This is a genomic window from Cytobacillus sp. (assembly GCF_964223445.1).
GTDB lineage: Bacteria > Bacillota > Bacilli > Bacillales > Cytobacillaceae > Cytobacillus.
Genome location: NZ_CAXQGS010000053.1, coordinates 90,102 through 116,897, shown reverse-complemented (window position 1 = coordinate 116,897; position 26,796 = coordinate 90,102). Strand labels below are relative to the sequence as shown.

Genomic DNA, 26,796 nt, shown 5'->3' with positions numbered 1-26,796 from the left:
ATCCACACCCTTCCAGCAGTTTTATTATTCATTATAAACCTCTTGCAAGAGATGCTCCACTAAAACTATAAAAGCAAGTGCTCCTGAAAATGTCTTTTTACCTTTACCCAATCTTCCTTTATGACACTATACAGGACAGTATGACGAATAGTCCCCTCTTTTCGTATCATATGATTTCGAAGAACGCCCTCTTTTACCGCACCGATTCGTTCTATCGCTTTCTGTGAGCGGACATTTTCATGTCCGGTTTTGATTTGGACGCGATTAAGTGACAGTTCTTCAAAACAGTATTTTAATAATAAATATTTACAGTTTGTATTAAGATCCGTGCGCCAATAAATAGGGCTCATCCAAGTGGAGCCGATTTCAAGATGTTTATGCTGGGCTGAAATATCAAGAAACCAGGTAGCGCCAATGATTTTCCCTGATTTTTTATGGACAATGACAAAAGCAAAATCGGTGCCTCTCTCCCGTTTTTGTATGGCATCTTTGACATAATGAATGACCCTGCTTTTCTCTGTTAAATCAACAGACATATGCTCCCATATGCGTTTATCCTGAGCTGCTTCATAAATTACGTCAACATGCTCAAGCTCCATGGGAATTAACTGCACAACATTGTTTTCTAATTTTTGCATGCTATCACTCTCCTTGAATCTATTAAAGCCGAATTCTGGTATGATAAAAATAACCAAAAATGAATTTTAATATAATACCAGGGAATGATTCGATGGAAATTCAAATTCTGCTTTCGGAAAATGGAATAAAGTACAAAGAAATTTATGAACAAATTCGGCTGGCGATTTTAGATAATAAATTGTCAGCTCATGCAAGACTTCCTGCAAAGCGGCGGCTGGCTGAACAATTAAACGTAAGCATCATAACTGTTCAGATGGCTTATGAACAATTGCAGAGTGAAGGCTACTGTTATTCAGCAGAACGCAAAGGCTATTTTGTTTCTGAAATTCAGGGTGAAATGCACTTTAATCAGATTAATACAATGGACTTGGAGAAAAGAATTCAGAATGAGTTCCTCATAAATTTTAAAAATGGGCAAATTGATGCCTCTGCCTTCCCCTATAAACATTGGAACCGATTATACAGAAAAGAGCTTAATGAATCTAATGCCAGCAATGCACAGTGGCAGGGCGAATATTCTTTGCGTGTTCAAATTGCACTATACTTACAGCAAGCTAGAGGGCTGGCCTGCCAGCCGGAGCAAGTGTATATTTTCAGCGGGTTTCAGCAGCTGCTGCTAAATGTCTGTTTGTTTTTTAAACGGAGAGCCATCGGAATAGAAGATCCAGGTTTTAGTCGGGCAAGATCTGTTTTTGATCAATTGCAGCTGCCTTGTTATCCGATTTCTGTGGATGAGGAAGGATGCTGTGTGCCTGATGAGCCAATAAAATTATTGTATACGACACCTGCTCATCAATACCCTACTGGTACAATTATGTCTATTGCCAGAAGGGTTGAACTGTTGAAATGGGCAATTAATCAGGATGCTTTCATTATCGAGGATGACTATGATTCTGAATTTCGCTACAAAGGGGCACCAATCCCAGCATTATCACATATGGATTCCACCGGGCGGGTACTGTATTTCGGCACCTTTTCAAAAACACTGTTGCCATCACTTCGGATCAGCTATCTGATTATGCCAGCAGCACTGCAGCAGGACTTCGAAAAATTTAATGCTTATCAAAAGTCGACTGTTTCAAGAATCGATCAGCGAGCTGCTGCAAAATTTATGGAAGAAGGACTTTATTCATCTCATATAGCAAAAATGAGAACTTTATATAGAGCTAAAAGGAGCTGTTTAATAGATAGCCTGTCAAAGCATTTAGGAGAACACTTTGACATAATTGGAGATACAGCGGGCTTGCATATCATCGTGACATTACCAGATGGATTGAATGAACCTAAAGCAATTGCTCTGGCAAAGTCGGCGGGAGTTGAAATCGATGCTGTTTCGCCTATGTATCAGCTTCACAAGCCAAATAATCATGTGATGTTTGGATATGGCGCACCATCGATGGACGAGATTGAGAGAGGAGTCCAGTTAATCGCTAAAGCATGGAAAGGTTATCTTTTAGACTAAGTCATATATTCAACTAAAAGAGCGTTTATCAAACAGGATAACGCTCTTTTGGTGAAGCGGTAAACATGCATATCTTTTCCTTAATAGCCACCATAAAATCAAACAAATTCATCCCCTGGATTTGCTGGAATTTATACAAGTCCTGCTTATAGTACATATGAATATGCTTCCCGGTGATTCCCCTTTTTTCTTCAATGGAAGTAATTTGGTTATACGCAAATTCTTCAATTATTTCCTTATTTGTTTCTGATACCGGGATTCCATAGAATAGCAGTCTTTTGTTCGTTGCCGCAAAGAAGCCTGCGTGCGGAGTTAAACAGTAATGGGCAACTAATGAACAGCTTAAACATTCAATAATGTTTTCACCTTCTTTCAATACATGTTCAACCTGACTTCTAACGCTATGCATGGAACGATCCCCCTCATTTTCAGTAAATAATTTCATCTATCAAACCGCTGTCTTCACTGCAAGTATCAGCCCGGTAGACCAATCCAATTCTGTTATGTCCAGGTCAGGTCTGTCCTGCAGAGTTTTAAGAAGTTTAGTGGCTTTTATCCTAAATTCTTCAGGCAATTTCTGCTGCGGAAACACATCATGAATCACATAAAAACCGCCGATATTCAAATGATCCAGGGTTTTGTCCAGTAGCTCGAATTTCCCCGGCCATGTATCTGCAAAAATAAAATCGAAGCCTTCTGACAGGTTTTGTATAAAAGCTGCTCCGTCCTCACAGCAAAATGTGATTCTGCTGTCATTCCCGAGGTACTTTCTCGCGATCGATTGCACACTAGAGTCTATATCAACGGTTGTAAGCTTACTGTCTTCATCCATCCCATCAATGATCCAGGAAGCAGACGCTCCCGTTCCTGTTCCCAGCTCCAAAAAGCTTCCTCCTGGTTTTGAGGCAGCCAGCCCCTTCAGTAAAAATCCTGTTTTTCGATCACATGACTGCCCGAAGCCGAGCACATCAGATTCCTGCAATATCCTCGAATATGCTTCCGGTACCTGTATAACACCGTTTTCCATTTTGCCATTCCTCCTCTTTATTCGTTATCAAATCATAAAAGAGCATCAAAAAAAGGCCTCTCATTATAAGAGGCCTTTACTTATCAAAACGACCTCTTATCTCCCAGAGCATCAACTCTGTTGGAATTAGCACCTTCCTGACATAATCAGGGGTTGCTGAGGCTTCGCAGGGCCAGTCCCTCCACCTCTCTGGATAAGAATTTGTATAAAATTTATATTTTCAACCAAGTATTGCATAGTTTTTGCAAAATGGCAACACTTTAATTCTTTTAATCTAATGAACAGCTTCCTCCCCTTGATAAATCCGGAATGCCGGAATAATCGTATCCGATACAATCTCTTTCCCTTTTTCCCGGATGAAGTCCAATTTATAATACGCATCGAATCTCTGGCTGATCTCTGTTTTCACCAACTCAGGAGGAGTAACGACGATGAATTGGAACTTCAGCTTATCTGCTACTGCGAAAATCGGGTCAAGTACATGGGCAGAAGCAGCTTGTCCGAACGGATTATCACAGACTAACGGGACCCAGCTTTGATCGGTTTCACTCTTGACCGAAAGAAGCATCATCATCATGACCATGCGTGCAGATAGCTTTTGACCGCCGCTGCCATCGGATTTAGTCTTTGAACCCTGGTTGATCGTCTGCCAGGTTGAATAATGCTCTCGCTGCGGTTTTCCGTACATGAATGCATTATCAGTACGCATATTATATACCAGCAGCTCCGGGTAACGATTCCTGAGGGAGACAAATAAAATCTGCTCATCACTGATGAGCTGTTTGATTTCCTGATCCTGCTCCAGACTATTGTCATCAATCATCTCGAATCGTTTCGTAATTTTGTTAATGGCCGAAACGAAATGCTGTTTCAGTAAAGGTTCAATATCTTCCGCTTTTTTAGGAAGGATGTCTTCTTTGAGCTGAACGAGCGGGAAAGAACCCCGTTCATTCTTCAGCTTCATTTTCGCAATCATCGAGCGAATCGCTTCTGAAATGCTCATTACCTTCATGCTCGCACGGCTGGCCCAGAAGTTCTGCGCTTTTTCTGCCCGTTCTTTATCTCGTTCCAGCTGCTCTAAGCCGCTCTGTGAAAAGCGCTTCATGTTTTGGACCACACTTTGAATATGCGCATAATGCCTGGTATCCATATGATCAAGCGTAGTTAAAACTTCATTCTTAAAGCGGATTTCCCAATCCTTTCCTTCAATATTGAGTTTTAAATTGCGCAGGGATTGTTCAATTTTTGCGTGCTTCTCCTGGCCTTCATCCTGGATACCCTGATGTTTTTCACTCCAGGAAATGATGCTTTGCTTTCCCTGGCTCTTTATTTTTTCAATATCTTCATCCGTAAAAGCTGCTGCTTCCTCTTTAAGGATTACGGATAGATGCAATTGATTGTTTTCAAACTCAGCAATGTTTTGCTCCGTCTCTTTTTTGCGCTCTTCCGTTTTCTTTATTTCTGCATTCGTCTGTTTGGTCTGGTCAGTAATTTCAATCGTCTTCACTTCCAGATCAAGTTCTTCCCATTCTTCAGGATGTTTATCATGCTTGGCCACCTTTTTAACAGTCTTATCACGCTGCGCCTTCGCATGCTTTAAAGACGTATCAGCAACTGTTACAGCTGTTCCCTGCTCTCGCTCTTCTTTCTCTGCTGCCTTTGTTTCCTTTGCAGCTGTCTGAACCATCTTTTCCAAAATACTCATTGGTTCATCCGGTACAGACGCATCCTTCCACTCTACGTTAAGAGCATGAAGTTTTTTCTCGAGCTTCTTTTGCTGTTTTTGCTCCGATTCTTTTGTCGCCTGGATCGCCAGCAATTCACTGGCTTGTACTTCTTTTGATTTTTGCAGCTGTTTAAGCTCCTCAATGCTTCCAATGGTTTCTTCCAGCATATGAGATGATAATCGCGGGACCTCTTCAGAGGCTTCTGCTTTCTCAGCGGCTGGAAAAACAGCACCATCTATAAAAAAGCTAATCTCCTTAATATTTTGCTCCGCTGATAGCTTCCATTCCAAGTACGTTTGGCTCCACTCTTCCTGCAGTTCAGCGATGGTCTGATGCTCGTTTGCAAGCTCATTCTGTACACTTTCGAAAGCTTCCTTTTGTTTCTCTTTTTCCTGCTTTACCCGTTTATTTTCCTGATGCAGCGACTTTTCATGTTTAAAGTTCTCTAATGTTTCCACATCTTTTAATAGCTTCTCAATCTTTACCTTCGTCTTTTCCAGCTGTTCTCTAAGTTCCCGCTGCCGTTCTTTTTCTTTTTCCTCCTGCACGATGATGGCCTGCAATTCCGTTTTCTTGGAAAGCATGGCTTCCTTTTCCTGAAGCAGCGCTCTTTCGATATCACCGGCAAGGTCATTGGAAAGGAAACGGTCGATTTCTTTTAAAATACGGCGGAGAGAGCTCTCCGTTTTTTCAATTTCTAGAAGTGTATCTTTCTTTTCTTCTATTTGTTTGGCAATCTTAATTTTCCAGTTCATGAACTGACTTTTATCTGTCAGCAGTTCCTTCTCCGTACCGGTGATCATCACAAAGGAATACTGCGGATTTTCGCCCGTCATGTCTTCCCGCATAAAAATCGGAACCGGGTTCTTAAACATTCTTCCGGCAAGGACCTGCTTATTCATTTTTTCCCATTGCGGCCTGCTTACCACTAAGCCATAGGGCAGGAGAGGATGAGAAAGTATGTGGCTCGCGATTTCATCCGGTTTTAAGGATTGGAGAAATTGTGAGCCGTAAAACACATCTATCCCTGTTTTCTCATCAATCCATTCCTTTAGTTCCTTCACATCATTATTCGCAATCCAGAAATGCTCATCATTCAAAGCATAATCCAGCTGCCTTTCCCAGAGCACTTTTTTAATGTCTTCCCCTTGCTCACGATTTTGAACGAGCAGCTCTTCCACCTGCAGGGCATATTTGGATAAAAGAGCATTCGTAAACTGTGCTGTGACATCATCCAGCACACCTTGCAGCTTATCGTACAGCTTCCCTTCTTTTCGCTGCTGCTCTTCACTTTTCATCTTAAACTCTTCACACTTTTCTTCAGAAAACTGAATGGATTGAGCGAGCGTTCCATGTGAAGATGCAAGCTGGTTCTGCTTATCATTGGATTGTTTCTCTTTTGCCTGCAAATCTTCGAGAGCAGATTTTTTGGTTTCTATCTGTTTGTTAAGATTTTCGATAAAGCCCTTTAAATCATAGGTTAAGCGATCACCGAATTCTTTGATAAGCTGTTCTTCTTTTGATTCAAATTCATGAATTTGGGTATAAAGAAAATCAATTTCCGTACGAAGCTGGGCAATCTTCTGGGTCTTTTGTTTATCCTGCTTAGACAGATCGTTTGCTTTTTTCTTTAAAAATTTCTGATATCCGGCATAATGCTGAACGGCTTCCCTAATAGCCGCGGAGGATTTTTCCCACTGCTGAGCCGCTTCTTTTTTGATTTCATCCATTCTTTGATTCACTTGCTCTAGGCCGCTGTTTTGCTCAAGCTTCATAATCTGCTGAGAATGCGCGCGAATGCTCTGTTCCCCTTCATGCCATTCTTTCAATAACAGCTGAAAAGCCAGCTCATCTTTTCTCTCCTGCTTTTCTTTCACCGTTTCCTGCAGAATCATATGCTTCTTCTGCTCTTCCCCTAGTTTCTTCTCCCAATCCAGCACTTCCCTGTGAGCTTTTGCGTACTCAAGGTTATCTTTCTGAAAACGCAGTTCCACTTGCTTGCCCATTAATTTATCGTTTTCATTTTCCAGCTCAATGAGTGTTTCTTCTTCCGTTTTCTTCAAATGCTCTAAAGCACCAAGCAGCTGTCTCCCGACCTTAATGCTGTCCTCAACAATTTCTTTATGCTCGATGCCCTTTGCCAGACTCTCTTCAAATGGAAGAATATCTTCGAGGAACTCTTTATGAGCCTGCTCTCTTTTCAGCAAAACAGGCAGGTCCTTTGCAATGCTTGCCTGACTCTTAAAAATCTCCACCAGATCGTTCTTCTGATGCTCAGTCCGGTGCAGAACCTGGCTGACTGTAGGAATAATCCGCTTTTGGAACAGGGAGTGATCATCTTCAGCACCTTCAAAAAATTTTCCTACGCCTCCCTCATCCTTGTTAATGTCTTTCATAATATCCCAGTCTTTGCGGTTAATGCCGTATGTATCAAGAATGCGGTAGTGCTTCTTTGTATCACGGTAGACATCATAGCCATTCCATTTTAAATAATCCTTCAGGCCATCCGTATCAGCCAGTTCACCATCTTCATAGAGCGGAATATGTTCAAGTGATGCTTCTTCTTTCCGTTCAAACTCCCTTGTATAAAACGCAATATTCGGGATAATTTTCGCTTCCTGTTCAAGCGTTTTGCTTTCTCCGCCTTCTTCGTTCATGGAAATCCGCTGTTCTGCTGAAAACATTCCGCCCGTCACCAAATGCCTGCGGTCAGCCCCGTCGAGTTCCCATTGAATGAGAACATGAAAGGTATAAGGAATGAATTGCTCTTTATTATTAAAAAAGAATTGCTGATAATAGCGGTTGTTCTGCTTTCCCCAAGACGTTCCCGGCTTGAGAATCTGGAAGATGGTCTGCAGGAACACCCCTTTCCCGCCTCCATTCATCATGGAAATAAGGCCGTTTGTGGAGGTCTCCTCATTATGGAAGTTAAATGTTGTATCCTTGTATTGCTTTTGCATGCCATCATATTTCAGGCCGGCAATTCTAATTCGATGGATTTTCGGCATGCTGCTCCTCCTCTGCCTTCATTAGTTCCTTGAACATTTCATAACGGTCATAATCATGATACAGATATTCAATCCGCTCAAATAATTCCTGTTTAGGAATCGCCTTTGGAATATCCTCCCGATCGAGAATGACGATAAGTCCTTCTGTCTCCAAAAGACGCATGCTGCTTGCTATCAAACCGATACGCGTCCTGCGATTGGCTTTCTTAGATCCATAATCATCCGTGTCGACCTCCATGTATTTCCATGTAGTCACAACGTCCTTCATATCAATTTTTTCATCTGCTCCGAAATCCGGTTTTGCTTTAAGAATGCTATCCCAATTCATGATAACATCATTCACTTGCCGTTCCAGGGTATAGAAGCTAACCCCTTCGCGTTTCGTACGGATTTTCGCCGCCTGGCTGCGGTCGATGCTTGCCAGGAATGCCATAATGACTACGCTCATCAGGTGAAAGTGTTTCTTCGTTTCAATCTGCTTATGCCGATCTTTCATATGAGTAAAATTTGTAGCAAAAACAGAGCCGGTCGGCTGCACGACGAGCTGAATCCGTTTTGGCGATTCAATGATAAAGGTGCCGGATTCGTCTGCCAATAAGAGAACCGTCTGTCTTACATCAGGATCGAAATACGCCTGAAAGTACTCGCTGTTTTCGTCGATGACCTTATCTTTTAAAAGCGTAAAATAAACCGCTGATGCTTTTTTGATACTTTCTGCACTCATCATTTCTCCTCCTGCACACAAATTTTAAAGGGAGTGATTTTCATTTGATACCAGAGGAAGGGTTCCGCCCGATGATCAAACTCAGTATATATTTTCAAGCCTTCAAACACCTGGAACTGCGGATATTCCTGCATCAGTTTATAGAGGAGAATCTCCCGTTCATCACTTAACGTCTCTTCTTTCCGCTGCAGTACCTGGACCTTCAGCGGCTTTTTATCAAACATCATCCATAAATCAATCGTTTCTGATTCTTCAAACCATAAATCCTGTACTTCAAGCGGCAATGTCGTTAAATCAGCCAGTGAAAACTCTCTGTATGTCTGCAAATATTGAAACACATAGCTCCAGGCATTGATGACAGAATCCCAGTTCGTTACCCTCTGATGGGTAATGCTTTCCTCTTGCACTTCTTCCTCCATTACCTCTGTAAGCTGCGTTTCATCAAATTCCTGCTCTCCCCAAATCCAGTCCAAAGGCAAGATAAATTCATTCTTTGGCGAAAATAAAGGACCTAATACTTTTTCAACCCTATCGAATGAAGAAAACCCTTCTTTCATGAACCAGTTCTCATAAATATGCTCCCTGAATGAAACAAGGCTCGTTTCCCAAAACAGGGATGGGTTTTCTGCTTTCATCTTCATTTCATAGGAGATATTTTGAATCACAAGCTTGGCGAAACGGTCATGCAGCTGCCTCGTATGGCCGATCTTTTCCTGAAGAAGGATTAATTCTTTTTGAATGAGATCATCTTCCTCATTTCTTCGTTTCGTTTTCTCTATCATGCTGCTGATGGTGCGGAAGTGATTCTTCTCTTCTTCGAACTGCTTTTCAATTTCCCCACGGTTATCAGCCCTTTGCATTTCTTCTTCCATCAATAAGATTTTGGGATTGTTGATCATTTCTTTTTGAAAGGAAAATTCTTTTGCCATTAAGCGGTTGACCCGTGAAATGAGGTGATCGAGGTTTCGAGTGGCTTTGCGGAAATTACCGTTTTTTATCAGCTGCATACTATAAAGCTGTTCAATGGTGATTGAGAATTCCTCTGCCATTTCCCTGCTCATGAAGATCATCTCCTGTGAGACATCTGTGAGCTTGTAGACAATGGATCCGCCCATCTCCAGGTTCGTATATAATTCATCCATCGTCACATAGCGGAAAACCTGCGTCTCCCATGATTGCCTGATTTCATCGTAATAGAGGGCTTCAAAAGGTCTGCTGTATTCCTCTTTCCCCTGATACAGAAGCCCGCTTGTGATCCGTTCAATCTGCTTCTCATCGGCTAAAAGCTTCATTTGCTTGATTGAATCTTCAACCATATACTTGATATCCGATTTCCCCCGATGATCATCATCATTCAATTCCCGATAAAAAATGGTGAGGAGCACCTGCATCAGAATTGTTTGGATATGAGGCTTCAGCTCTCCGACTTCCATTCCTCTCCCAAGCTCAAACAGCGGATTCAATCGCTGCATCCGCTGGGCGAATCCTTCCCATGATTCGTTCACATCCATCTCCTCCATGTTTCAATTGTTAAGACTTCCTGGGGAATCCGTTTATTTTCCTTCCATAATGTCATTAAAAGTTCCTGCTCTTCCTCTGTAAACCACTGGAAGAACGCATCACGGTACTTAAGATTTTGAAGCTGACCGGATTTCTGTTCATTTCTTTGATCCAGACATTCAAGCATTTTACGATAAATCTTTAATGCAGGCTGAATGCAGCAAAGCGGATATTTTTCAATCAGCCGGGAAATGATCCCGTAACCTGCTGCATCAAGATCTCCTGCATAGTAGAAGAGATACGATTTTGCCGGGAAAATTTTAAAGAAAAACGAAAAGCTCCGTTCAATTTTCGTGCCTTCCCCATAAATGATGAGTTCCGGCTCATAATCAAGCAGTTCACTTTCCAATAATTGAATGGAAGTATGAAAGAATGATAGTTTCTCGACAATCAGCACTCTCTGAATTTCTTTCATTTCTTTTCCCTGCTTCATCCAAAATACAAAAGGCTCCCCGTATTTCACAACTTTAAGCTGTTCTTCAGATATTCCAATGCGCGCTAAAAAGCCTTTTCCATCAGGAAAACTAATCCCGTCCTGCAGGAATTTTTCATGGCCGAACAGTTCCAGGCTTCTTTCCTCGAGTGAAACGATTTCCCGTTCATTGCTGGATTGGAGAAAACCATATAAACTCTGAATACGGCTCCACTCCTCTTTCGTCTGCCATTCCGGGTGCCGTTCATAAAATGAAAAATCGAACTGATCACTCAGCTTCATCATCCCGAGCCGATCCCATTTGTCGGCTTGAGCCTTCACATTAACCCAGTAATATAAAGGCAAAGACGGTGTTTTCCCATTGTATTGATTATTATGTATAGGAGTCAGCTGCCCATCAATTTGCAATGATTCTATGGCTTCATAAAACTGCGAATAACCATCCATTTCATAGTAATCATCCAGCAATTTTCGCAGCTGAAATTCTAAATCGTTTATGTTTAACTTCTTCTTTTGCTTCGGGTGCTGAATATCTTCAATGAAACTTCTCACCCTTGTTTCGATGATGTTGATTTTTTTCACCTTCTTAAACATCTTGGGGTCAGTAGAGACCTCTATTATCCATAAGGACATCATTTTTATTATAAACTAGTTGAAGAATTGATGGTAATTTTGATTTTTAAAATTGATGAAGTAAATGGCCTAAGATGCAATAAACGAAAAAAATGCCTGCCCTGCAACCAGGACCCGGCACTTTTTTCTCAAAAGGCATCCTTTGATCTTACCTTTATTGTGAACCCTGATAAAAAAATCAGGCTATACGCCCAAAGCAGCCAGGAAGCGAATAAAGGAAGAGAGTCATTAGTTAAATTCGGAAACACTTTTGCAAAATAAATAATGCTTATGATATCCAGCAGCATTCCTGGAAGAGCAATTTGCACTGCTGCCTTCAGACGTTCTGTTTCTGGAATATGCCTAAAATAATAGTAAGGATAGGTTGCAATTGAAATTAAAGGGATCGCCAGAATAAAAATCGAAAGCGCTAAAAAAGCCTGTCCAGGAATTAAAAAGATCTGTCCAAATAAACGGAATAATATTGTTGCTGATACCCATAATAGAAAGCCCCATGCAAAGTTAAGCATAAAATACACCTCCTGCAAAGATGTGCTTTATTATTCGCTGGAAGTCAGTTACATCCTGCTGATAATTGGTGAATTTTATGTAAAGATTCTGCAGGCATTACTCTGCATATGAAATTCTTTTTTTGATTGGAACATATAAATCAACCTTACATTTCCCCTCTTCATCTTCAGCGGGATTATTTAAATTATACTCAAGGCTGTGCCGATCGTAATCCGGTTCATAATCGCTATTTGGAAGCCATTCCCCAAACATGTACTGATAGGCACCATTCAATTTATCAGGGATATCAAAGAAATGATACAGAGCATAATCTCCGCCAGGCAGCTTTCTAAATTTCACTTCTTGATGTTTTTCTTTATCAAATCCCTCGGGTATGGTAACACAGGCATCGTGGCGGCAAACCTTGCTTTCCACCAGTTCAGGATTATCCAATGAAATGCCGATAAAAGATTGCTTCGGCGGCAACAGCCCATTGGTGTTTGCCCAGCTAATCAAATCTCTCCAATGATCCTGCAGTTCAAAATAACTTCCGGTGCGCCTGATAAATGCAACTTCAGTTTGGGGTAATTCCATTACAATGATATTCATTTTCACATCTCCTTTATGGAAGTATTTACCTCAAACAAATTTCGGCACCATATTTAAATTTCCTCCTTCCTTTGCTTTTTTTCCAATAAAAAAAGCGCGCAGCTTTTATGGCTGTACGCGCTTTTATATAGCAAATGCATGATTGCCGATTTTTTTCACAACTTCACGTGAAAAGATCCACTGGCTTGTAGCTGTGTCAGGGTTATAAAAATAAAGGAGCTCTTCATTTTGCTCCTTATCAATAAGAGCTGTCTCAACGGCCTGAACTGCTTCATTACTCGCCGGTTCATTGATGGAACCATTTTGAACAGGTTCAAAAGCATTCTTCTGATAAATAACGTCCTTGACTGTATCCGGGAATTGTTCATGCTCAACACGATTCAGCACCACGTCAGCAACCGCTACTTTCCCTTCGAACGGCTCCCCTTCTGCTTCAGCCTGTACAAGACGGGCAAGCAGCTTTTTTTCTTCCTCTTTGATGAAACGATGATCTGTTGATGATGATTCCTTCACGTCAACCTCAACTTTTTTAAATGTTAGTGTCTCTGCAGCTTTCTGATCCACTGTCTCAGCATCGAAATGATCTGCAGGAAACACGCTATATGAACCCATAATGAGTGAAATGGCAGCAACAAACGTTACTAAATTCTTCATTTGTAAACCTCCTGTTTGTAGTTTTTAGGCAAAAACAGGCCACTTATAAGGCTAACAGGTTTACAGTGGTAACTCATTAGTGAATCTATGGGAGAATTACCAATCTAGAAAATGGAATTTTTAATTTGCTCATATAATAACTTAACTTATATATTTGTACTAGCATGACTGATGAACAAATTTTTTTATGAATCGGTTCAACAGGTATAAAAAATTGAAAGAGGTGCTACTTTAATTGAAAGTACTTGAAACAGATCGATTAATTCTTCGCTGGTTAACACCAGATGATGCAGCATTCATTCTCGAACTTTTAAATGAAGCTGCATGGATTCGTTATATTGGCGATAAAGGTGTACGTACACTAGAGGATGCTAAGAATTATATTGTTACCGGGCCAATGAAAATGTACTCTCAGCTGGGCTATGGCCTTTTTATGGTTGAACGGAAGGAAGGAAACACTCCTATTGGAATGTGCGGATTGATAAAACGAGATACTCTAGACAATGTTGATATTGGCTTTGCTTTTTTATCTACATATCAAACGCAAGGTTATGGGTTCGAGTCAGCTTATGCTACATTGAAATATGGTCATGAGCAGCTGGATCTGAAACGGATCCTTGCCATCACATCCTTGGGAAATCATGCTTCCTCCAGACTGCTTGAAAAAATCGGCATGAAATATGAAGGAACAATTATTTTGGATAAGGAAGAGCTTAAATTGTTTGTATCTGAATAATAAATTCTTGAGTATATTTCTATCCTGAAAAAAGGTGTCTCCCCCCAACCAATAAAAATTAAGCCTGGGGCCGACACCGATACGATTGATAACGGGCAAGCAAACAGGACCAACCCTCTACGATTGGTCCCGTTTGCTTAATTTTTATCCCGAAATCTGCTTGATTAGTTTTTTGTTCCCTTTGGTTAATATGTTCTCATAGTCAATGTATTCGTAAATATCGTCTGTTATGCTGCTGCTAAACTGCGCCAGCTCTTCGACCGTTAAATCTTCAATCGGCTTCTTTTGCTCTTCACAATAAATAATGAGCTTGCCGACGATTTCGTGAGCATCTCTAAATGCAGTCCCTTTACTCACTAAATAATCTGCAACTTCGGTTGCGTTCAAGAAACCTGCTTTAATGGCAGCTTTCATGTTTTCTTCCTTTACAAGAAGCGTATCAATCATTTTTGACATAATATCAAGGCAATCTATCACTGTATCGACTGCATCAAAAAACTGTTCTTTATCTTCCTGCATGTCTTTGTTGTATGTGAGCGGCAATCCTTTCAGTGTCGTAAGCAATGAAAAGAGGGAACCGTATACTCTGCCTGTCTTGCCTCTAATAAGTTCAGCTGCATCCGGGTTTTTCTTTTGAGGCATGATGCTGCTGCCCGTTGAATAGGCATCATCCATTTCAATAAATTTGAATTCCTGGCTGCTCCAGAGAATGAGTTCTTCACTCAAGCGGCTCAAGTGCATCATTATAATTGAAAAACTTGACATGATTTCCAGTAAGTAATCCCGATCACTTACCCCATCTAAAAAGTTGTCTACCGGTTTAGCGAATCCTAACAGGTCTGTAGTTATTTGACGGTCGATGTTGTGTGTTGTTCCCGCCAATGCACCACATCCGAGCGGGTTTTCATCCAAAATATCAATGGCATTCTGGACTCTCTTTTTGTCCCGGCTAAACATTTGTACGTATGCACCGAGATGATGGCCGAATGTTATGACCTGTGCCCTTTGCAAATGTGTGTATCCAGGCATAATGACGTTATTATTTGCTGATTTCTCATTTAACGAATGGATAAGTTGCTGAAGGACAGACACCACTTCTCCGGCTTTATTTTTTGCATAAAGTCTCATGTCAATCGCCACTTGGTCATTTCTGCTTCGTGCAGTATGAAGTTTCTTTCCTGTGTCACCAATTCTCGATGTCAGATTCATTTCAACAAAAGAATGGATATCTTCATATTCGCCTTCCACTTTTAATACACCGGACTCTATATCGCTCATGATCGATTCCAGCCCACTAATAAGTAAATCACCTTCAGACTCTGTGAGTAATTTACATTTTACAAGCATTTTTACATGTGCAATGCTTCCCGTTATATCCTCATAATACAGCCTATTATCAACAGGTAAAGATGTATTGAATTTCTCCATGATTTCATCTTCACGTTTAGTGAATCGTCCGCCCCAAAGTTTCACTTATAATTCAACCCTTTCACTATACTTTCTTGTGTGTATCTTGGATATCACAAAAACAGCTGCTACTAACAGTACTATCGTCAAGATTAAAGTGAATGCACTTCCTGTGATCCCGGCAACGAGAAATCCGATTAATGCAATCGATGCATTAATGAGTGCATATGGAAACTGCGTTTTTACGTGATCGATATGATCCGCTCCTGCCCCTGTTGACGATAAGATCGTCGTATCGGAAATTGGTGAACAGTGATCTCCGAAGATACCACCTGACAATACAGCTCCTATACAAACTAACAAATGCGCATCGAGACCTACAGCCATAGGAATGGCTATTGGAAGCATAATCGCAAATGTCCCCCATGACGTCCCTGATGCCAGAGACATCCCCGCTCCAACTAAGAATAAGATTGCAGGTATGATGAACGATGGAACATTTCCTTTCATCGCCTCAACTATAAACGCTGCCGTTCCCATTTCATTAATTACTTTGCCAAGCGACCAAGCAAGTACAAGTGTGACTGCAACGTAAACCATTTTCTGAATTCCAGTTGTATAAATATCAATAATCTCGCCGAACTTTTTCACTTTGTACATAATCATTAAGACGACAATCGATAACGCCGCAAATAAGTATGCAGCACTTAAAGAAACCCTGAATTCATTTCCTGGTACCGGCTCAAACGGGAAGCCGAATGAAATTAACAATCCGAAAAGGGTAATGAATAATACCAATAGCGGCAGCCAAATTAATACGGCATGTCCATTTTTGGTAATCCCCTCCACATCCTCTGGTTTTCTAAGAGGTTTCGACTCAGGCCAATACAGATTGCCCGTTTGCTGCACTCTTTTTTCCGCCTTTGCCATCGGTCCAAAGTCCAATTTTGTCAAAGCCACTATAGGCACCATTGAAACGGTCAATAGTGCATAAAACTGAAATGGAATGACTTGAATAAGCGTACTGAATTCAGATGTATTTATGTTCAGCAATTCAAATTCTTTTTTTATAAGCCCCATTATATATACGCCCCATCCGATGAATGGGATCAATACTGCGACGGGAGATGACGTTGAATCGATGATCCATGCAAGCTTCTCCCTAGAGATTTTGGCTTTATCGAAAATCTTTTCAAAAACCGGTCCAACGATTAGTGGTGTGCCCAAATCGGAAAAGAAAATGATAATTCCTCCAAACCACGCAGAGATTTGTGCTTTTGCGCGTGTGTTAATGTACTTTATGGCACCTGAGGCAAGAGCTGCCCCTCCACCCGACTTCTCCATAAGTGCTACAAACCCGCCAATAAAGAATAATAAAACTAAAACTGCTGCATTGTAACTATCCGCTACTTGCGGAAAAATAAAGTTTCCGATTACTTCCATTGTCGCTTCGAGAGGGCGGCCACCGACAAGAATCAGGACTCCAATATACACTCCGGAGAACAGGGACACGATAACATTCTTTGTAAGTATTGCGAGAATTACTGCAATAATCGGTGGTATTAAAGACACCAAACCCATGTGATCCATAAACAAATCTCCCCTTAAACTAAATATTATCATTTTGTATATGGGTAAATAGTTAATATTTACCCTAAAATAAATTATATTTTAACGCATCCATGAAACGCAATAACAATTTAAAATTTTTAGACAATTTTTTATCAGTTATTATCCTAAAATTAGAAAGACTGTTGAGGTGATAATTCCCAACAGTCTTAAACAACTTTATTTGGTGAGTTTGTCAGTTTGTAAACGCGTCTCGGTCTTCCCCTCGCCGGGTATTCTTCCACCCCGGTACATTCAGCTAAACCGGCATCACATAAACTTTCTATGAAACGTCTTGTATTTCTTTCATCCCTGGATAGTTGAATTGAAATGTCTTTAACTGTAAATTCTTTTATTCCTGCATTCCTTATTAAAGCAAATAGTTCAATATAATGTTTAACATTGATTTTCTCGTTTTTAAGTTTAGTCATAAAGCTTTTATCATTAAAATACGGAAAATCCATCTTTTCTATGTTTTCACTATCAACTTCAACGACTTCACCATTTTCGTGAATAATAATAATTGAACCAAACCTCTCTTTGGATTGTTTTAGTGCATTGTTTGCATTCAGTTCCGCTGAAAATATAGTTTCACCAAATCCTATGCCTACACCCACCTTCAACCCAGACTCCAAAATCAATTTGTTTACTGTCTCTTCAATTTTTTGTATTTCCCGTTCACTATCACCGCGCGAGCTAAATATTAAATAGCGGCCAAGCCCTTTTTCTATTAGTGATCCATTCAACCGTTCACTTAGGTTTATTAAAATCTCTTTTAACTTCAATTCCATATACTGGAGCTGATATGTTTGTTTCGAACTTTTGAAATGATTTTCCAAATGTCCCATTTCAAATAGCTGAACTGCAACTTGGGACTCCATAAAGTAGAAAGTCTTTATTTTTTCAGAAAGGATGTTTAATGTATGGCGGATTTCAATATCACTTGTTGAAATTCTGAATGCAGGAACACTCATTTCTTTAAGTTGTAAATAAACTTCTTCAAAACAAGTGATTGCTCCTTTTGTCTCACCATTTTCCCATAAATGACTGTGGAAACCTATTAATTCTTCTGTTGAAGTTTTTTCGGAAAAAGTTTTCACATAAATCTTTTCGGGATTAATATTGAGTTGGTTAAAAGCAGTCTCTAAATGACTTTTTGAAATTTCATCTATACTTAAATGATCTAAAAAAGAACCCGTTTTGTATGCAAACTCCAAGAGCCCTTTGAAAATTCCAGCTTCAGTATGTTCGATATAAATTTGTTTTTCCGTATTTCCTACCGCTTCACATGCAATGTTATAAGAAATTTTCCCTGAAAAAATCCACAAATCAACATTGTTATTATTATTTCTTATTATATCTTCAGTTTCCCGCACTTCTTTATACGGATACGTTAAAAAAATAACATCTAACTTTAAGTCTTGTGCGATATGTATGATTCTTTCTACAGTGGATTGTGGACCGACGACCCCCACCCTTAACATAGACAAGCACTCCTTTAATAATAATGATACAATCTAGAATTCTATCTTAATGATACACATTATTCTGTAAATTATTAAGTTTGATTTTTAATTTTGTATTCTTCGATTATATTCTTTAATCAGTATACCTAAATATTCATTCTAATCCCCCCGTATCTCTCGATATTTTTTGTGAATAATTTAGCCACCCTTTATAAAGAGTGGCCTAAAGAATATTCACATGTTTTTACTAGTTTCAGTAATGGAAAGGTTAGCTAGTAAGAAGGAGCTTAATATCAAAAGTATAAAGCATCAATCAGGCGCATTGCTTTTTTAAAATGCTTATCTGATAAGATTACTTTATAAAAAGTATTCAGGGAAAAGCTGCATTTACTAGTGCCTTTTTACTTTTAATATTGTTGGAAACAAATAAAGGTGCTGTCCCCCTATTCATGTCCCTTGCTCATGATTGTATTAATGCAGCCAGGGTCATGCATCTTTCTTGCTCAAGTTGAAATTTCTTTTTTAGGCAATATTAACTTTAAATGTCCAGTAGATATTTCTTCAGTTTTTCCTTTGTCCCTTCATCTGCAAAAGCTGCTTCTACACTATTCATATAAATTTGTTTATAATCCTCAGCACTCATAGCAAATTCATTGGAAACAATATCACATTCCTTTGCCATCGTTGTATCCGATACTGTTCTGTTATCCGTATTAACCGTTACTTTAATTCCATCCCGATGGAAGTCGGAAATTGGGTGTTCGCTAAATTGGTTTACCGCTTTCGTTTGGACATTGCTGGTTGGGCACATTTCAAGCACAACCTGTTTTTCCTTTACAAGCTTATAAGCCTTTTCACAGTCCTTAATAAATACGCCATGTCCAATTCTTTCAGCTCCCAGCCATTCTACGGCCTCCAGCACATTTTGACCGATTCCCGTTTCACCGGCGTGGATGGTGACTTTGTATCCATATTCTCTGGCCAGCGCGATCGGTTCAATGAATTTTTCGCAGAACCCTTCCTCCTCGGAAGCACATAAATCGATTGCGACAACCCCTTTCCCAAGGAATGCCTTTCCCTTTTCGACGACCTCAAATGCATTTACCACACTCATCGTTCGCATACATGACAAAATGATATTTCCTTTAATATCAAATTCTTCTTCTGCTTCTCTCATCCCTTCAATCACACTTTGGATGATTTCTACTACGGATAATCCCTTTCGCGTATGAAGTAATGGGGCAAAGCGGACCTCCATGTACTTCACATTTTCCTTTGCTGCATCTTCAAAGAGCTCAAAGGAAATTCTTTTTAAATTTTCCTTTGACTGCATAACTAAGTTAGGAATGGAGAATCTTTTTAAATATTCATCCAGGGATTCGCAATCCAACGGTGCAATTAGTTCTTCTTTGATTTTTTCTTTATCAAAAGAAGGCAGGCTGATGCCTTCTCTCTTCGCGATATCAATGATGGTTTCTGGTCTGACACTCCCGTCCAAATGGCAGTGAAGTTCAATTTTAGGCAAAATAGTAAAATTCATAGCTGGACCTCCTAGATTTTTTTACAAAAAAAAATTCCTGATTACGAAGAAAATACAGCACATGTATCTTCTTCGTAATCAGGAATTATTGGTTCCTGGTAGAGACCTCCAAACCATATTATTGGAGTTATACGAATGAAAGTATTTCATTAGGTTTTTTAAAAGGATAAATAATATTATCTATTTTGTCAATCACTTATTTAACATTTCAGCAGCTCTTCAATATGCCCTATTGCACTCTGAAGCCGTTCCTTATAATCTCCGTTAAGGGTTTTGTAATCAATCTTATGATTGTTCAGCAGTGTTTTTAGAGCATCGTTGTTTTGGAGCCTTACTTCATGCTCTCCATGAACACGAAGTCCATCATCCACCCATTTCACATCAGTTTCAAGATATAGCCATAGGTCATAATCCTGCAGGTTCGCTATTTCATCCAGCACTGTTTGATGCTCATTGTTGTATAGGTTGGAGTAAAACTGGGTCACGATTGCCTCTGTGTCGATAAAAACAACCCTGTTCGCTTTTTCAATCGCCTTAATTTCACTAAGCTTATGGCCGTAAGCAATTTTGTGGTAATCTTCCTTAACTATGATACCTTCGCAGCCGCCTAGTTCTTCGCATACGTTTCGGCCATATTCCTCAACATAGGAAGTATTATAAACTTTAGCAAGATTTCTTGTCAGTGTCGATTTTCCACAGCTTTCGGTTCCAACCAAAACAACCTTTTTAACGAAATATGGTTTAACAAAGTCAGGAATGTACTCCCAATGATGAAAGACGCCTTCATTACGGATCACTGTTGCTGATATATTCACATGTCCCCGATTCGGATCAATCAATTCGTGTTTCGCCTCAGGGTAAAGTTCATTAAAGATATCGCTATATTCATACTCTGAACTAAATACATAATCAATGCGCTTTCCAATTGCCTTTTTTATATTCCCGGCACCTTCAGCCCAATTGTAATCGTTATTCCCCTGATCGTCTTTAATGGAAATGACCTTAACATGCGGCATATCTTTTGTTAATTGGCTGAGCCAGCGCAAACGGATATGAGGCGGAATATAATTCATTTTAGAATGCTGGCACAATTGCCTGTCACGCAGTTCGCTATGGGACAGCACAACGTACAGTTCATCGACGATGGATGAGGCCTGCACGATGGCATAGACGTGGCCAAGATGGAGGGGGAGAAACTTGCCTCCAATAAACCCAACTGTCATTTAAATCGCCTCCTTCTTCTGGTTCACATACAATTTCCGCCAGTTGATATAACCATAAATGCTGTTGACCAGGAAAGCAGTCCACATGACCAGCATCGAAAAGTCATTGCCTCCCTGTGAGATGAGAGCACTCGCCCAAAGAATAATCGATAATACATTAACGGAAATCCACAGGAGCCATTGCTCCGCAAATCTCTTCAGCATCAATATTTGTGCAGTTATCGAAAGGACATTTGTAGCTGAATCCGTCCAGACAAAATTGCCTTCTAAATATCTAAGAAAAAACCCATATCCAATTGTAAGTACGACAATAGCTACTAATGTATAGAGCCAGCCCTTTTTAGTCAGGCTTTTAACTTTTACATCTTCCCCTTTAACATCCCGAATTGTTTTATGCTGTCTCCACAGATAAATTCCGATAAATTGCACCGGAAAATAAAACAGTGCATTGAGCATGGCTTCTCCATATAGACCATAGCCGTATGCAATATAAGCATAGGTTAAAGTTTGAACAATGCCAAAGTAATAGTTTGCAATCTTCCCCTTTGCCACCAGCACCACACATAACATGCCGCTTATGGAGGAGATCAGGCCAAGCATTGAATCCGACCAGGCAAAGAAAAGATAAATGTTAACAAATGTAAACGTGATCAGCCATATTATTTCGAACCGCGTCCAGTTCTTAAAGATCCCCATGTGAATCTCCCCTTTTATGATTTGCTTTTCACCCCTGCAGCTTATTTCTATACACGGACACAATCGGCTGGAAATCATTGAATCGATAAAGCTGGGCAGGCGTTTTGGAATAGCGGTTTGATTTCTTAGACTTTCCGTCTTCCGATACCGCTTCAATAAAAGGCAGTGTCGGTGCTTTTCTGAAAAAGGCAGCATCAGTCGAGATCGAAGGATCATCCAAGACCGTCAGTAATACCCCCTGCAGTTCAGAGAGCACAAATTCCTCAGGAAGAAAGTGCTTAGCAAGTGTTGTGAGCGCCATATCTTTTTTAATAAACCAAAGTGCATCATCCATAATGGTCCGATGATCGAATGCAAGATCAAGTTCAAGTGCCTCTTCAAGAGTAAACAGCTCAATTTCAGAAGCATCAAAAGTCTTTTTCCGGCTCCTTAATGCCGCTTCATTTGCAATGACATAATGAGCATTGGAAATTATCCATCCCCGCTGATCCCGGCCAGAAGAATCATAGACACCAAAATGTTTTATTTTCAGTCCTTCCACCCCGGTTTCCTCGGTTAACCTTCGCAAAGCTGCCTGAAACGCTGTCTCATTGGGACGTACAAAACCCCCGGGGAGTGCCCACTTTCCTGCTTCTATATTTGGATTTCCTTCATGGTCCAGCTCGGATCTTTTTATAAGCATGATTTTCAGTTCTTTTTTTGGAGGTTTATATTCTCCCGAGAGCTCAGATGTAATTGTAAAAACCGCTATATCGCTTGTGTAACCGTCTGGGGTAATATATATTTTTTTCAATTTTGTTCACCTCTTTTTTAATTAACATTTTGTTAATTGTTAATTAAAATATATTCCATAATTTGCTGTTAGTCAAGATAGTTTTAAAAAAAGATTTTCTTTTAAGAAAAAGATACTTATTACCTTAGTTTTTTAACGCATTTTTGAGCATAAAAAAAAAGTGCCTAATGATTAGACACTTTCTTTTTTATCTTAATGTTGATTTTTAACAACTTCTTGACCACGGACATTCCACGTTACAGCGAATATGATGGCTGCAAGGACACAAGATGCGGTTAACAGCATAAATCCTGCATCCCATCCAGATGCATCTACGATAACACCCATTAACGCATTAGCAGTTACAGTACCTCCGAGGTAGCCAAACAAACCAGTTAATCCTGCTGCAGTTCCGGCAGCCTTTTTAGGAACGAAATCAAGTGCCTGAAGGCCAATTAACATTACCGGTCCATAAATAAGGAAACCGATTGCAATCAAACAAATCATGTCGATCGTTGGATTTCCTGCCGGATTAAACCAATAAATAAGAACGGCGATCAATACTCCCAGCATAAACACAAAGCCTGCAGGACCACGGCGCCCTTTGAAAAACTTATCTGAGATCCAGCCGCATAATAGTGTTCCTGGTATACCCGCCCACTCATATAGAAAATAGGCTACGCTGGACTTGCTCATATCGAAGCCTTTTTCTTCACTCAAATAAGTTGGTGCCCAGTCCAGTACACCATAGCGGACGAAATAAACGAAAATATTAGCAATAGCAATGGCCCAAACCCATTTATTATTTAATACATACTTGAACAGAATTTCTTTAGTTGTTAATTCTGTTTCAAAGGTTTTCTTAGTTTTACTTGGATAATCATTGCGATATTCTTCAATGGTTGGCAGTCCTACCGATTGAGGAGTATCACGAATGAGGAAGTAGGCCATGAATGCAACAACAATGGCTACAAGAGCAGGTAATATAAATACACCTTCATAGCCTGAAGAAGAGCTTCCGGCTATGCCTGCGAACATCGCCGCACCAGCCACGGCAAGAGGTGCCATTAGCCCCCCGCCGACATTATGGGCTACATTCCAAATGGCTGTTTTGTTTCCTCTTTCATTGATGCTGAACCAGTGTACAAGAACACGGCCAGAAGGCGGCCAGCCCATTCCCTGGAACCAGCCATTTAAGAAAAGCATAATAAACATAATAGCAACAGATGAAGTAAAGAAAGGAACAAACCCCATTAATAAAGAAATAATAGCAGAAAGAATTAAACCTGCAGGCAAGAATATCCTTGGATTACTCCGGTCTGAAAAGGTCCCCATGACAAATTTACTGATGCCATAGGAAATAGAAATAGCAGATAACGCAAAGCCAAGTTCTGTTTTGGAATTACCTTCTTCAATAAAGTACGGCATGGCCAATGAGAAGTTTTTCCGGATCAAATAATACGCTGCATAACCAATGAAAATTCCCAGAAATACTTGAAATCTAAGTTTTTTATACTCAGAATCAATTTGTTCTTCAGGCAATCTTTCAATTGGGGGAGCAGGCTTAAACAGTTTGAACATTCAGGTTCCCCCTAAGATAGATTTGACAACAATATTAACTGTTAAAAAAAACAAAACCCATACTTTATTAACACTTCCAGGAATGGAAGTGCAAAAAGCATGGGTTCTCCGTTTCTCCACCATAGTTAACTTGTTATGTCACATTCTAGTATTATTTGTAAACGTTGTCAATAGCCTATAAAACTATTTAGATTGTTTTCGATACGTACAAAAAAGGTGCCTGCCCTCTTAAGCTTTAAGGGCCAGACACCTAAACCCATATTTACAGTTTCACCTCAACTGGCTTAACTGCCGTTTCTAGTTCACTTTTCACAGCAGGTTTCTTCGACCAATAAGTCGCCAGAATCGGCCCTGAAATGTTATGCCAGGCAGCTGCCAGCACACTTGGAAGTGCTGCCAACGGCCCAAAATGGGCAGTTGCAAGGGCAACACCTAAACCGGAGTTCTGCATGCCAACTTCAATGGCAATCGCTCTTCGGTTTACTTCATCCTGACCAAGCACTTTTCCTGCAAAATAGCCAAGCAGGAGTCCGAATCCATTGTGGAGCATGACGGCTGTAAAAATCAGAAGCCCAGATGCGGCGATGGTTGCCGAATTGCCCGAAACGACTGCAGCCACAATCGTGATAATCGCTGCTACGGAAATAAGAGGTAAAACAGTTAAACTTTTTTCCACAGCCACAGGGAAGAATTTCTTGATGGCCAGGCCTAGAACAATCGGTACAATGATAACCTGCACAATAGACATAAACATGGCAACAGCATCAACCGGCATCCATTGGCCGGCAAGCATCAGGAGAAGCAGCGGTGTCATGATCGGCGCCAATAGAGTTGAAACGGAAGTCATGGCGATGGATAACGGTACATTTCCCTTTGCCAGATACACCATAACGTTAGAAGCCGTTCCCCCAGGTACACAGCCAAGCAAAACAAGTCCCGCTGCCAATTCCGCCGGCAAATTCAAAAGTTTCGCAATGACGAAAGCGACCAGCGGCATGATAATGAACTGTGCACAAACTCCGATTAACACAGGCAGCGGTTTGGTAAAGATGATTTTAAAATCGACTGCCTTCAGTGTAAGCCCCATTCCAAACATGACGACACCGAGAAGGATGGTGATATAGCCTCCCAACCCCAAAAATGGGTCAGGAAACATAAAGGCAATAACCGATGTGAAGATCACCCACACGGCAAAATATTTTCCGGCAATGGTACTGACCGCTTCTAATACCTTCATTACATCACGCTCCTTCTCTTGTCTTTAAGATTTTATTTGGGTTAAAAAGGTTATCTGGATCGAGGGCCTGTTTGATTTTTTCCATAACCTGAAGAGCCTGGCCATGTTCTTGTTGCTGGTATTTCTGCTTGCCTACACCCACTCCATGCTCACCTGTGCATGTTCCGCCCCGCTCAAGCGCATAGATGACAATTTGTTCATTGAACTTCTCTGCCTTTGCCACCTCTTCCGGATTACTCATATCAATCATGAGAAGTGTATGGTAATTTCCATCTCCTACATGTCCGACGATCCCTCCAGGTAGTCTCAGTGAATCGACCGCTTCCCTGGCATGGCTGATAGCGCCAGAAAGTTCTGAAATCGGCAGGCATACATCTGTTACCATCATTTTCTTCCCGGGGTGGCCATGGATATAAGCATAAGCAAGGTTATGCCGGGCCTCCCACAAGCGATTTCTTGCGGCATTATCGGTTTCAAATTCAATATCGAGGCAACGATGGTCCTCGACTATTTCTCTTGTGAAGGCGACATCCTGTTTCAAACCGGCTTCATTGCCGTGAAACTCCAAAAAGAGTGTTGGACTTTCGTTATAGTTTGTTTCACTGAACAGGTTCACCTGCTTCATGGATGGTTCATCCACAAGCTCCACTCTTGCAATCGGAACCCCTGCCTGTAAAATAGAAACAACCGCTTCCACCGCATCGTTCAATGAAGGGAAAGAAGCTCTTGCCGCCATCACATGCTCCGGAATACCATATACTCTTAAAGTCAATTCCGTAAAGCAGCCAAGCGTCCCCTCAGAACCAACGAATAAACCATTTAAATGGTATCCCGATGAGGATTTAGCAGCTAAATTTCCTGTATGTATGATCGAACCATCAGCCAGAACCACTTCCAAATCACGCACCTGATCACGCATCACTCCATATTTTACCGATGTTGTTCCGCTGGCATTAGTTGCCGCCATTCCGCCAAGCGTAGCATCCGCCCCCGGATCCACAGAGAAAAACAGACCATATTTTTTCAATTCCTTGTTTAGCTGCGTGCGGGTTACTCCAGGCTGTACCCGGACAAGGAAATCATTTTCACGCACTTCGAGGATTTTATTCATTAAGGAAAAATCAATTGTAATTCCATGTTCGTACGGTATGACGTGCCCCTCGAGACTGGACCCCAGACCAAAAGGAACGATTGGCACTTTATATTGATTTGCAAGCTTGACCACTTCACTGACCTGCTGGGCTGTTTCAGGAAAAACCACAATATCGGGAAGGCTCTCCTTGTGGTATGATTCATCCCTTCCATGCAATTCTCTGACTGTCTGATTTTCTGTTACCTGCTGCTCAGAAAGAACCTCTTTTAAAGCATGTACGAGGCTCATACTAGCTGTTTCCATCCTATACTCCTTCTTTCTTCTGCTAAAAATTTGGTCAAACCAATGTTATAATTGGTCCAACAAGTTAAGTCAATTATACTAACTTATCAGAAAAATTCAATTATTAATTTTATTTATTTTTCAGTATTGATTAATAGATTTTAGGTCTGTTACATTTAGAAAAGTGAAT

At 40.5% G+C, this 26,796-nt stretch carries 22 protein-coding genes and 2 riboswitches; of the genes, 2 read left to right on the top strand and 20 right to left on the bottom strand.

The annotated features are described in order from the left end of the window. Positions 1-65: 65 nt before the first annotated feature. The gene (locus tag ACEQ1T_RS10250) at positions 66-638 is read right to left on the bottom strand and encodes a GNAT family N-acetyltransferase (protein ID WP_206836759.1); all 573 of its coding nucleotides are present in this window, start codon (positions 636-638) and stop codon (positions 66-68) included. Positions 639-730: 92 nt separating this feature from the next. On the opposite strand from ACEQ1T_RS10250, the gene ACEQ1T_RS10245 reads away from it, so the two are divergent. Continuing rightward, positions 731-2,101, top strand: coding sequence for a PLP-dependent aminotransferase family protein (locus ACEQ1T_RS10245; RefSeq protein ID WP_370222740.1), 1,371 nt, complete (start codon positions 731-733; stop codon positions 2,099-2,101). A 28-nt stretch (positions 2,102-2,129) separates the two neighbouring features. Here the strand turns inward: ACEQ1T_RS10245 and ACEQ1T_RS10240 are convergent, their stop codons facing one another. The 9 genes from ACEQ1T_RS10240 to ACEQ1T_RS10200 all read right to left on the bottom strand — a co-directional run bounded on the left by ACEQ1T_RS10240 (position 2,130) and on the right by ACEQ1T_RS10200 (position 12,965). Continuing rightward, positions 2,130-2,510, bottom strand: coding sequence for a PH domain-containing protein (locus tag ACEQ1T_RS10240; protein ID WP_370222738.1), 381 nt, complete (start codon positions 2,508-2,510; stop codon positions 2,130-2,132). Positions 2,511-2,549: 39 nt separating this feature from the next. Beyond that, positions 2,550-3,128, bottom strand: a complete 579-nt coding sequence (locus ACEQ1T_RS10235) for an O-methyltransferase (RefSeq protein WP_370222737.1) — start codon at positions 3,126-3,128, stop codon at positions 2,550-2,552. A 93-nt stretch (positions 3,129-3,221) separates the two neighbouring features. Then, positions 3,222-3,328, bottom strand: a riboswitch (SAM riboswitch). Positions 3,329-3,402: 74 nt separating this feature from the next. Continuing rightward, positions 3,403-7,863: a hypothetical protein gene (locus tag ACEQ1T_RS10230; protein WP_370222736.1), complete on the bottom strand. Its 4,461-nt coding sequence runs from the start codon at positions 7,861-7,863 to the stop codon at positions 3,403-3,405. Beyond that, positions 7,841-8,587, bottom strand: a complete 747-nt coding sequence (locus ACEQ1T_RS10225) for a DUF6063 family protein (protein WP_370222735.1) — start codon at positions 8,585-8,587, stop codon at positions 7,841-7,843. The genes ACEQ1T_RS10230 and ACEQ1T_RS10225 overlap by 23 nt, the downstream gene beginning before the upstream one ends. After that, the gene (locus ACEQ1T_RS10220; protein WP_370222734.1) at positions 8,587-10,098 is read right to left on the bottom strand and encodes a hypothetical protein; all 1,512 of its coding nucleotides are present in this window, start codon (positions 10,096-10,098) and stop codon (positions 8,587-8,589) included. The genes ACEQ1T_RS10225 and ACEQ1T_RS10220 overlap by 1 nt, the downstream gene beginning before the upstream one ends. Further along, a complete protein-coding gene (locus ACEQ1T_RS10215) occupies positions 10,089-11,162 on the bottom strand; it encodes a Wadjet anti-phage system protein JetD domain-containing protein (protein ID WP_370222733.1) in 1,074 nt (357 codons plus the stop codon). Before ACEQ1T_RS10215 ends, ACEQ1T_RS10220 begins: the two co-directional genes overlap by 10 nt. Before the next feature lie 179 nt (positions 11,163-11,341). After that, positions 11,342-11,722, bottom strand: coding sequence for a DUF5367 domain-containing protein (locus tag ACEQ1T_RS10210; RefSeq protein ID WP_370222731.1), 381 nt, complete (start codon positions 11,720-11,722; stop codon positions 11,342-11,344). Positions 11,723-11,819: 97 nt separating this feature from the next. Further along, positions 11,820-12,311, bottom strand: a complete 492-nt coding sequence (locus ACEQ1T_RS10205; RefSeq protein WP_370222730.1) for a GyrI-like domain-containing protein — start codon at positions 12,309-12,311, stop codon at positions 11,820-11,822. A 123-nt stretch (positions 12,312-12,434) separates the two neighbouring features. After that, on the bottom strand, positions 12,435-12,965 hold the full coding sequence (locus tag ACEQ1T_RS10200) for a cell wall hydrolase (RefSeq protein ID WP_370222728.1): 531 nt from the start codon (positions 12,963-12,965) through the stop codon (positions 12,435-12,437). 235 nt (positions 12,966-13,200) lie between these two features. Between ACEQ1T_RS10200 and ACEQ1T_RS10195 the strand changes: the two genes are divergently transcribed. After that, positions 13,201-13,701: a GNAT family N-acetyltransferase gene (locus ACEQ1T_RS10195; protein WP_370222727.1), complete on the top strand. Its 501-nt coding sequence runs from the start codon at positions 13,201-13,203 to the stop codon at positions 13,699-13,701. Between the two features lie 144 nt (positions 13,702-13,845). Here the strand turns inward: ACEQ1T_RS10195 and argH are convergent, their stop codons facing one another. From argH to ACEQ1T_RS10145, 10 genes are all read right to left on the bottom strand, one after another. Continuing rightward, on the bottom strand, positions 13,846-15,174 hold the full coding sequence (gene argH, locus ACEQ1T_RS10190; protein ID WP_370222726.1) for an argininosuccinate lyase: 1,329 nt from the start codon (positions 15,172-15,174) through the stop codon (positions 13,846-13,848). Then, the gene (locus ACEQ1T_RS10185; RefSeq protein ID WP_370222725.1) at positions 15,175-16,698 is read right to left on the bottom strand and encodes a Na+/H+ antiporter NhaC family protein; all 1,524 of its coding nucleotides are present in this window, start codon (positions 16,696-16,698) and stop codon (positions 15,175-15,177) included. A 188-nt stretch (positions 16,699-16,886) separates the two neighbouring features. After that, positions 16,887-18,200 (bottom strand): hypothetical protein, encoded by a 1,314-nt coding sequence (locus ACEQ1T_RS10180; protein ID WP_206836715.1) that lies wholly within the window; start codon positions 18,198-18,200, stop codon positions 16,887-16,889. 520 nt (positions 18,201-18,720) lie between these two features. Beyond that, positions 18,721-19,722, bottom strand: a complete 1,002-nt coding sequence (add, locus tag ACEQ1T_RS10175) for an adenosine deaminase (protein ID WP_370222723.1) — start codon at positions 19,720-19,722, stop codon at positions 18,721-18,723. A gap of 55 nt (positions 19,723-19,777) precedes the next feature. Continuing rightward, a riboswitch (purine riboswitch) is annotated at positions 19,778-19,877 on the bottom strand. A gap of 45 nt (positions 19,878-19,922) precedes the next feature. Continuing rightward, a complete protein-coding gene (gene nadR, locus ACEQ1T_RS10170; RefSeq protein WP_206836711.1) occupies positions 19,923-20,945 on the bottom strand; it encodes a multifunctional transcriptional regulator/nicotinamide-nucleotide adenylyltransferase/ribosylnicotinamide kinase NadR in 1,023 nt (340 codons plus the stop codon). After that, entirely contained in the window at positions 20,946-21,641 is a 696-nt protein-coding gene (gene pnuC / locus ACEQ1T_RS10165) for a nicotinamide riboside transporter PnuC (RefSeq protein ID WP_206836707.1), read from the bottom strand. A 28-nt stretch (positions 21,642-21,669) separates the two neighbouring features. Continuing rightward, positions 21,670-22,434 carry an NUDIX hydrolase gene (locus ACEQ1T_RS10160; RefSeq protein ID WP_206836703.1) on the bottom strand — a complete coding sequence of 255 codons (765 nt, stop codon included), beginning with the start codon at positions 22,432-22,434 and terminating at the stop codon, positions 21,670-21,672. Positions 22,435-22,626: 192 nt separating this feature from the next. Then, positions 22,627-23,994 carry a glycerol-3-phosphate transporter gene (gene glpT, locus ACEQ1T_RS10155; protein WP_370222722.1) on the bottom strand — a complete coding sequence of 456 codons (1,368 nt, stop codon included), beginning with the start codon at positions 23,992-23,994 and terminating at the stop codon, positions 22,627-22,629. A gap of 262 nt (positions 23,995-24,256) precedes the next feature. Then, complete coding sequence (locus tag ACEQ1T_RS10150) at positions 24,257-25,231, bottom strand: bile acid:sodium symporter family protein (RefSeq protein ID WP_206836697.1); 975 nt, start codon at positions 25,229-25,231, stop codon at positions 24,257-24,259. A 4-nt stretch (positions 25,232-25,235) separates the two neighbouring features. Continuing rightward, positions 25,236-26,627, bottom strand: coding sequence for an FAD-binding oxidoreductase (locus tag ACEQ1T_RS10145; protein ID WP_206836694.1), 1,392 nt, complete (start codon positions 26,625-26,627; stop codon positions 25,236-25,238). Between the last annotated feature and the right edge of the window lie 169 nt (positions 26,628-26,796).

Bases quoted from the DNA above. Each gene is read 5' to 3' on its own strand.
- ACEQ1T_RS10250 (WP_206836759.1), bottom strand. From the start codon at position 638: ATGCAAAAATTAGAAAACAATGTTGTGCAGTTAATTCCCATGGAGCTT.
- ACEQ1T_RS10245 (WP_370222740.1), top strand. From the start codon at position 731: ATGGAAATTCAAATTCTGCTTTCGGAAAATGGAATAAAGTACAAAGAA.
- ACEQ1T_RS10240 (WP_370222738.1), bottom strand. From the start codon at position 2,510: ATGCATAGCGTTAGAAGTCAGGTTGAACATGTATTGAAAGAAGGTGAA.
- ACEQ1T_RS10235 (WP_370222737.1), bottom strand. From the start codon at position 3,128: ATGGAAAACGGTGTTATACAGGTACCGGAAGCATATTCGAGGATATTG.
- ACEQ1T_RS10230 (WP_370222736.1), bottom strand. From the start codon at position 7,863: ATGCCGAAAATCCATCGAATTAGAATTGCCGGCCTGAAATATGATGGC.
- ACEQ1T_RS10225 (WP_370222735.1), bottom strand. From the start codon at position 8,587: ATGAGTGCAGAAAGTATCAAAAAAGCATCAGCGGTTTATTTTACGCTT.
- ACEQ1T_RS10220 (WP_370222734.1), bottom strand. From the start codon at position 10,098: ATGGATGTGAACGAATCATGGGAAGGATTCGCCCAGCGGATGCAGCGA.
- ACEQ1T_RS10210 (WP_370222731.1), bottom strand. From the start codon at position 11,722: ATGCTTAACTTTGCATGGGGCTTTCTATTATGGGTATCAGCAACAATA.
- ACEQ1T_RS10205 (WP_370222730.1), bottom strand. From the start codon at position 12,311: ATGAATATCATTGTAATGGAATTACCCCAAACTGAAGTTGCATTTATC.
- ACEQ1T_RS10200 (WP_370222728.1), bottom strand. From the start codon at position 12,965: ATGAAGAATTTAGTAACGTTTGTTGCTGCCATTTCACTCATTATGGGT.
- ACEQ1T_RS10185 (WP_370222725.1), bottom strand. From the start codon at position 16,698: ATGGATCACATGGGTTTGGTGTCTTTAATACCACCGATTATTGCAGTA.
- ACEQ1T_RS10180 (WP_206836715.1), bottom strand. From the start codon at position 18,200: ATGTTAAGGGTGGGGGTCGTCGGTCCACAATCCACTGTAGAAAGAATC.
- add (WP_370222723.1), bottom strand. From the start codon at position 19,722: ATGAATTTTACTATTTTGCCTAAAATTGAACTTCACTGCCATTTGGAC.
- nadR (WP_206836711.1), bottom strand. From the start codon at position 20,945: ATGACAGTTGGGTTTATTGGAGGCAAGTTTCTCCCCCTCCATCTTGGC.
- pnuC (WP_206836707.1), bottom strand. From the start codon at position 21,641: ATGGGGATCTTTAAGAACTGGACGCGGTTCGAAATAATATGGCTGATC.
- glpT (WP_370222722.1), bottom strand. From the start codon at position 23,994: ATGTTCAAACTGTTTAAGCCTGCTCCCCCAATTGAAAGATTGCCTGAA.
- ACEQ1T_RS10150 (WP_206836697.1), bottom strand. From the start codon at position 25,231: ATGAAGGTATTAGAAGCGGTCAGTACCATTGCCGGAAAATATTTTGCC.
- ACEQ1T_RS10145 (WP_206836694.1), bottom strand. From the start codon at position 26,627: ATGGAAACAGCTAGTATGAGCCTCGTACATGCTTTAAAAGAGGTTCTT.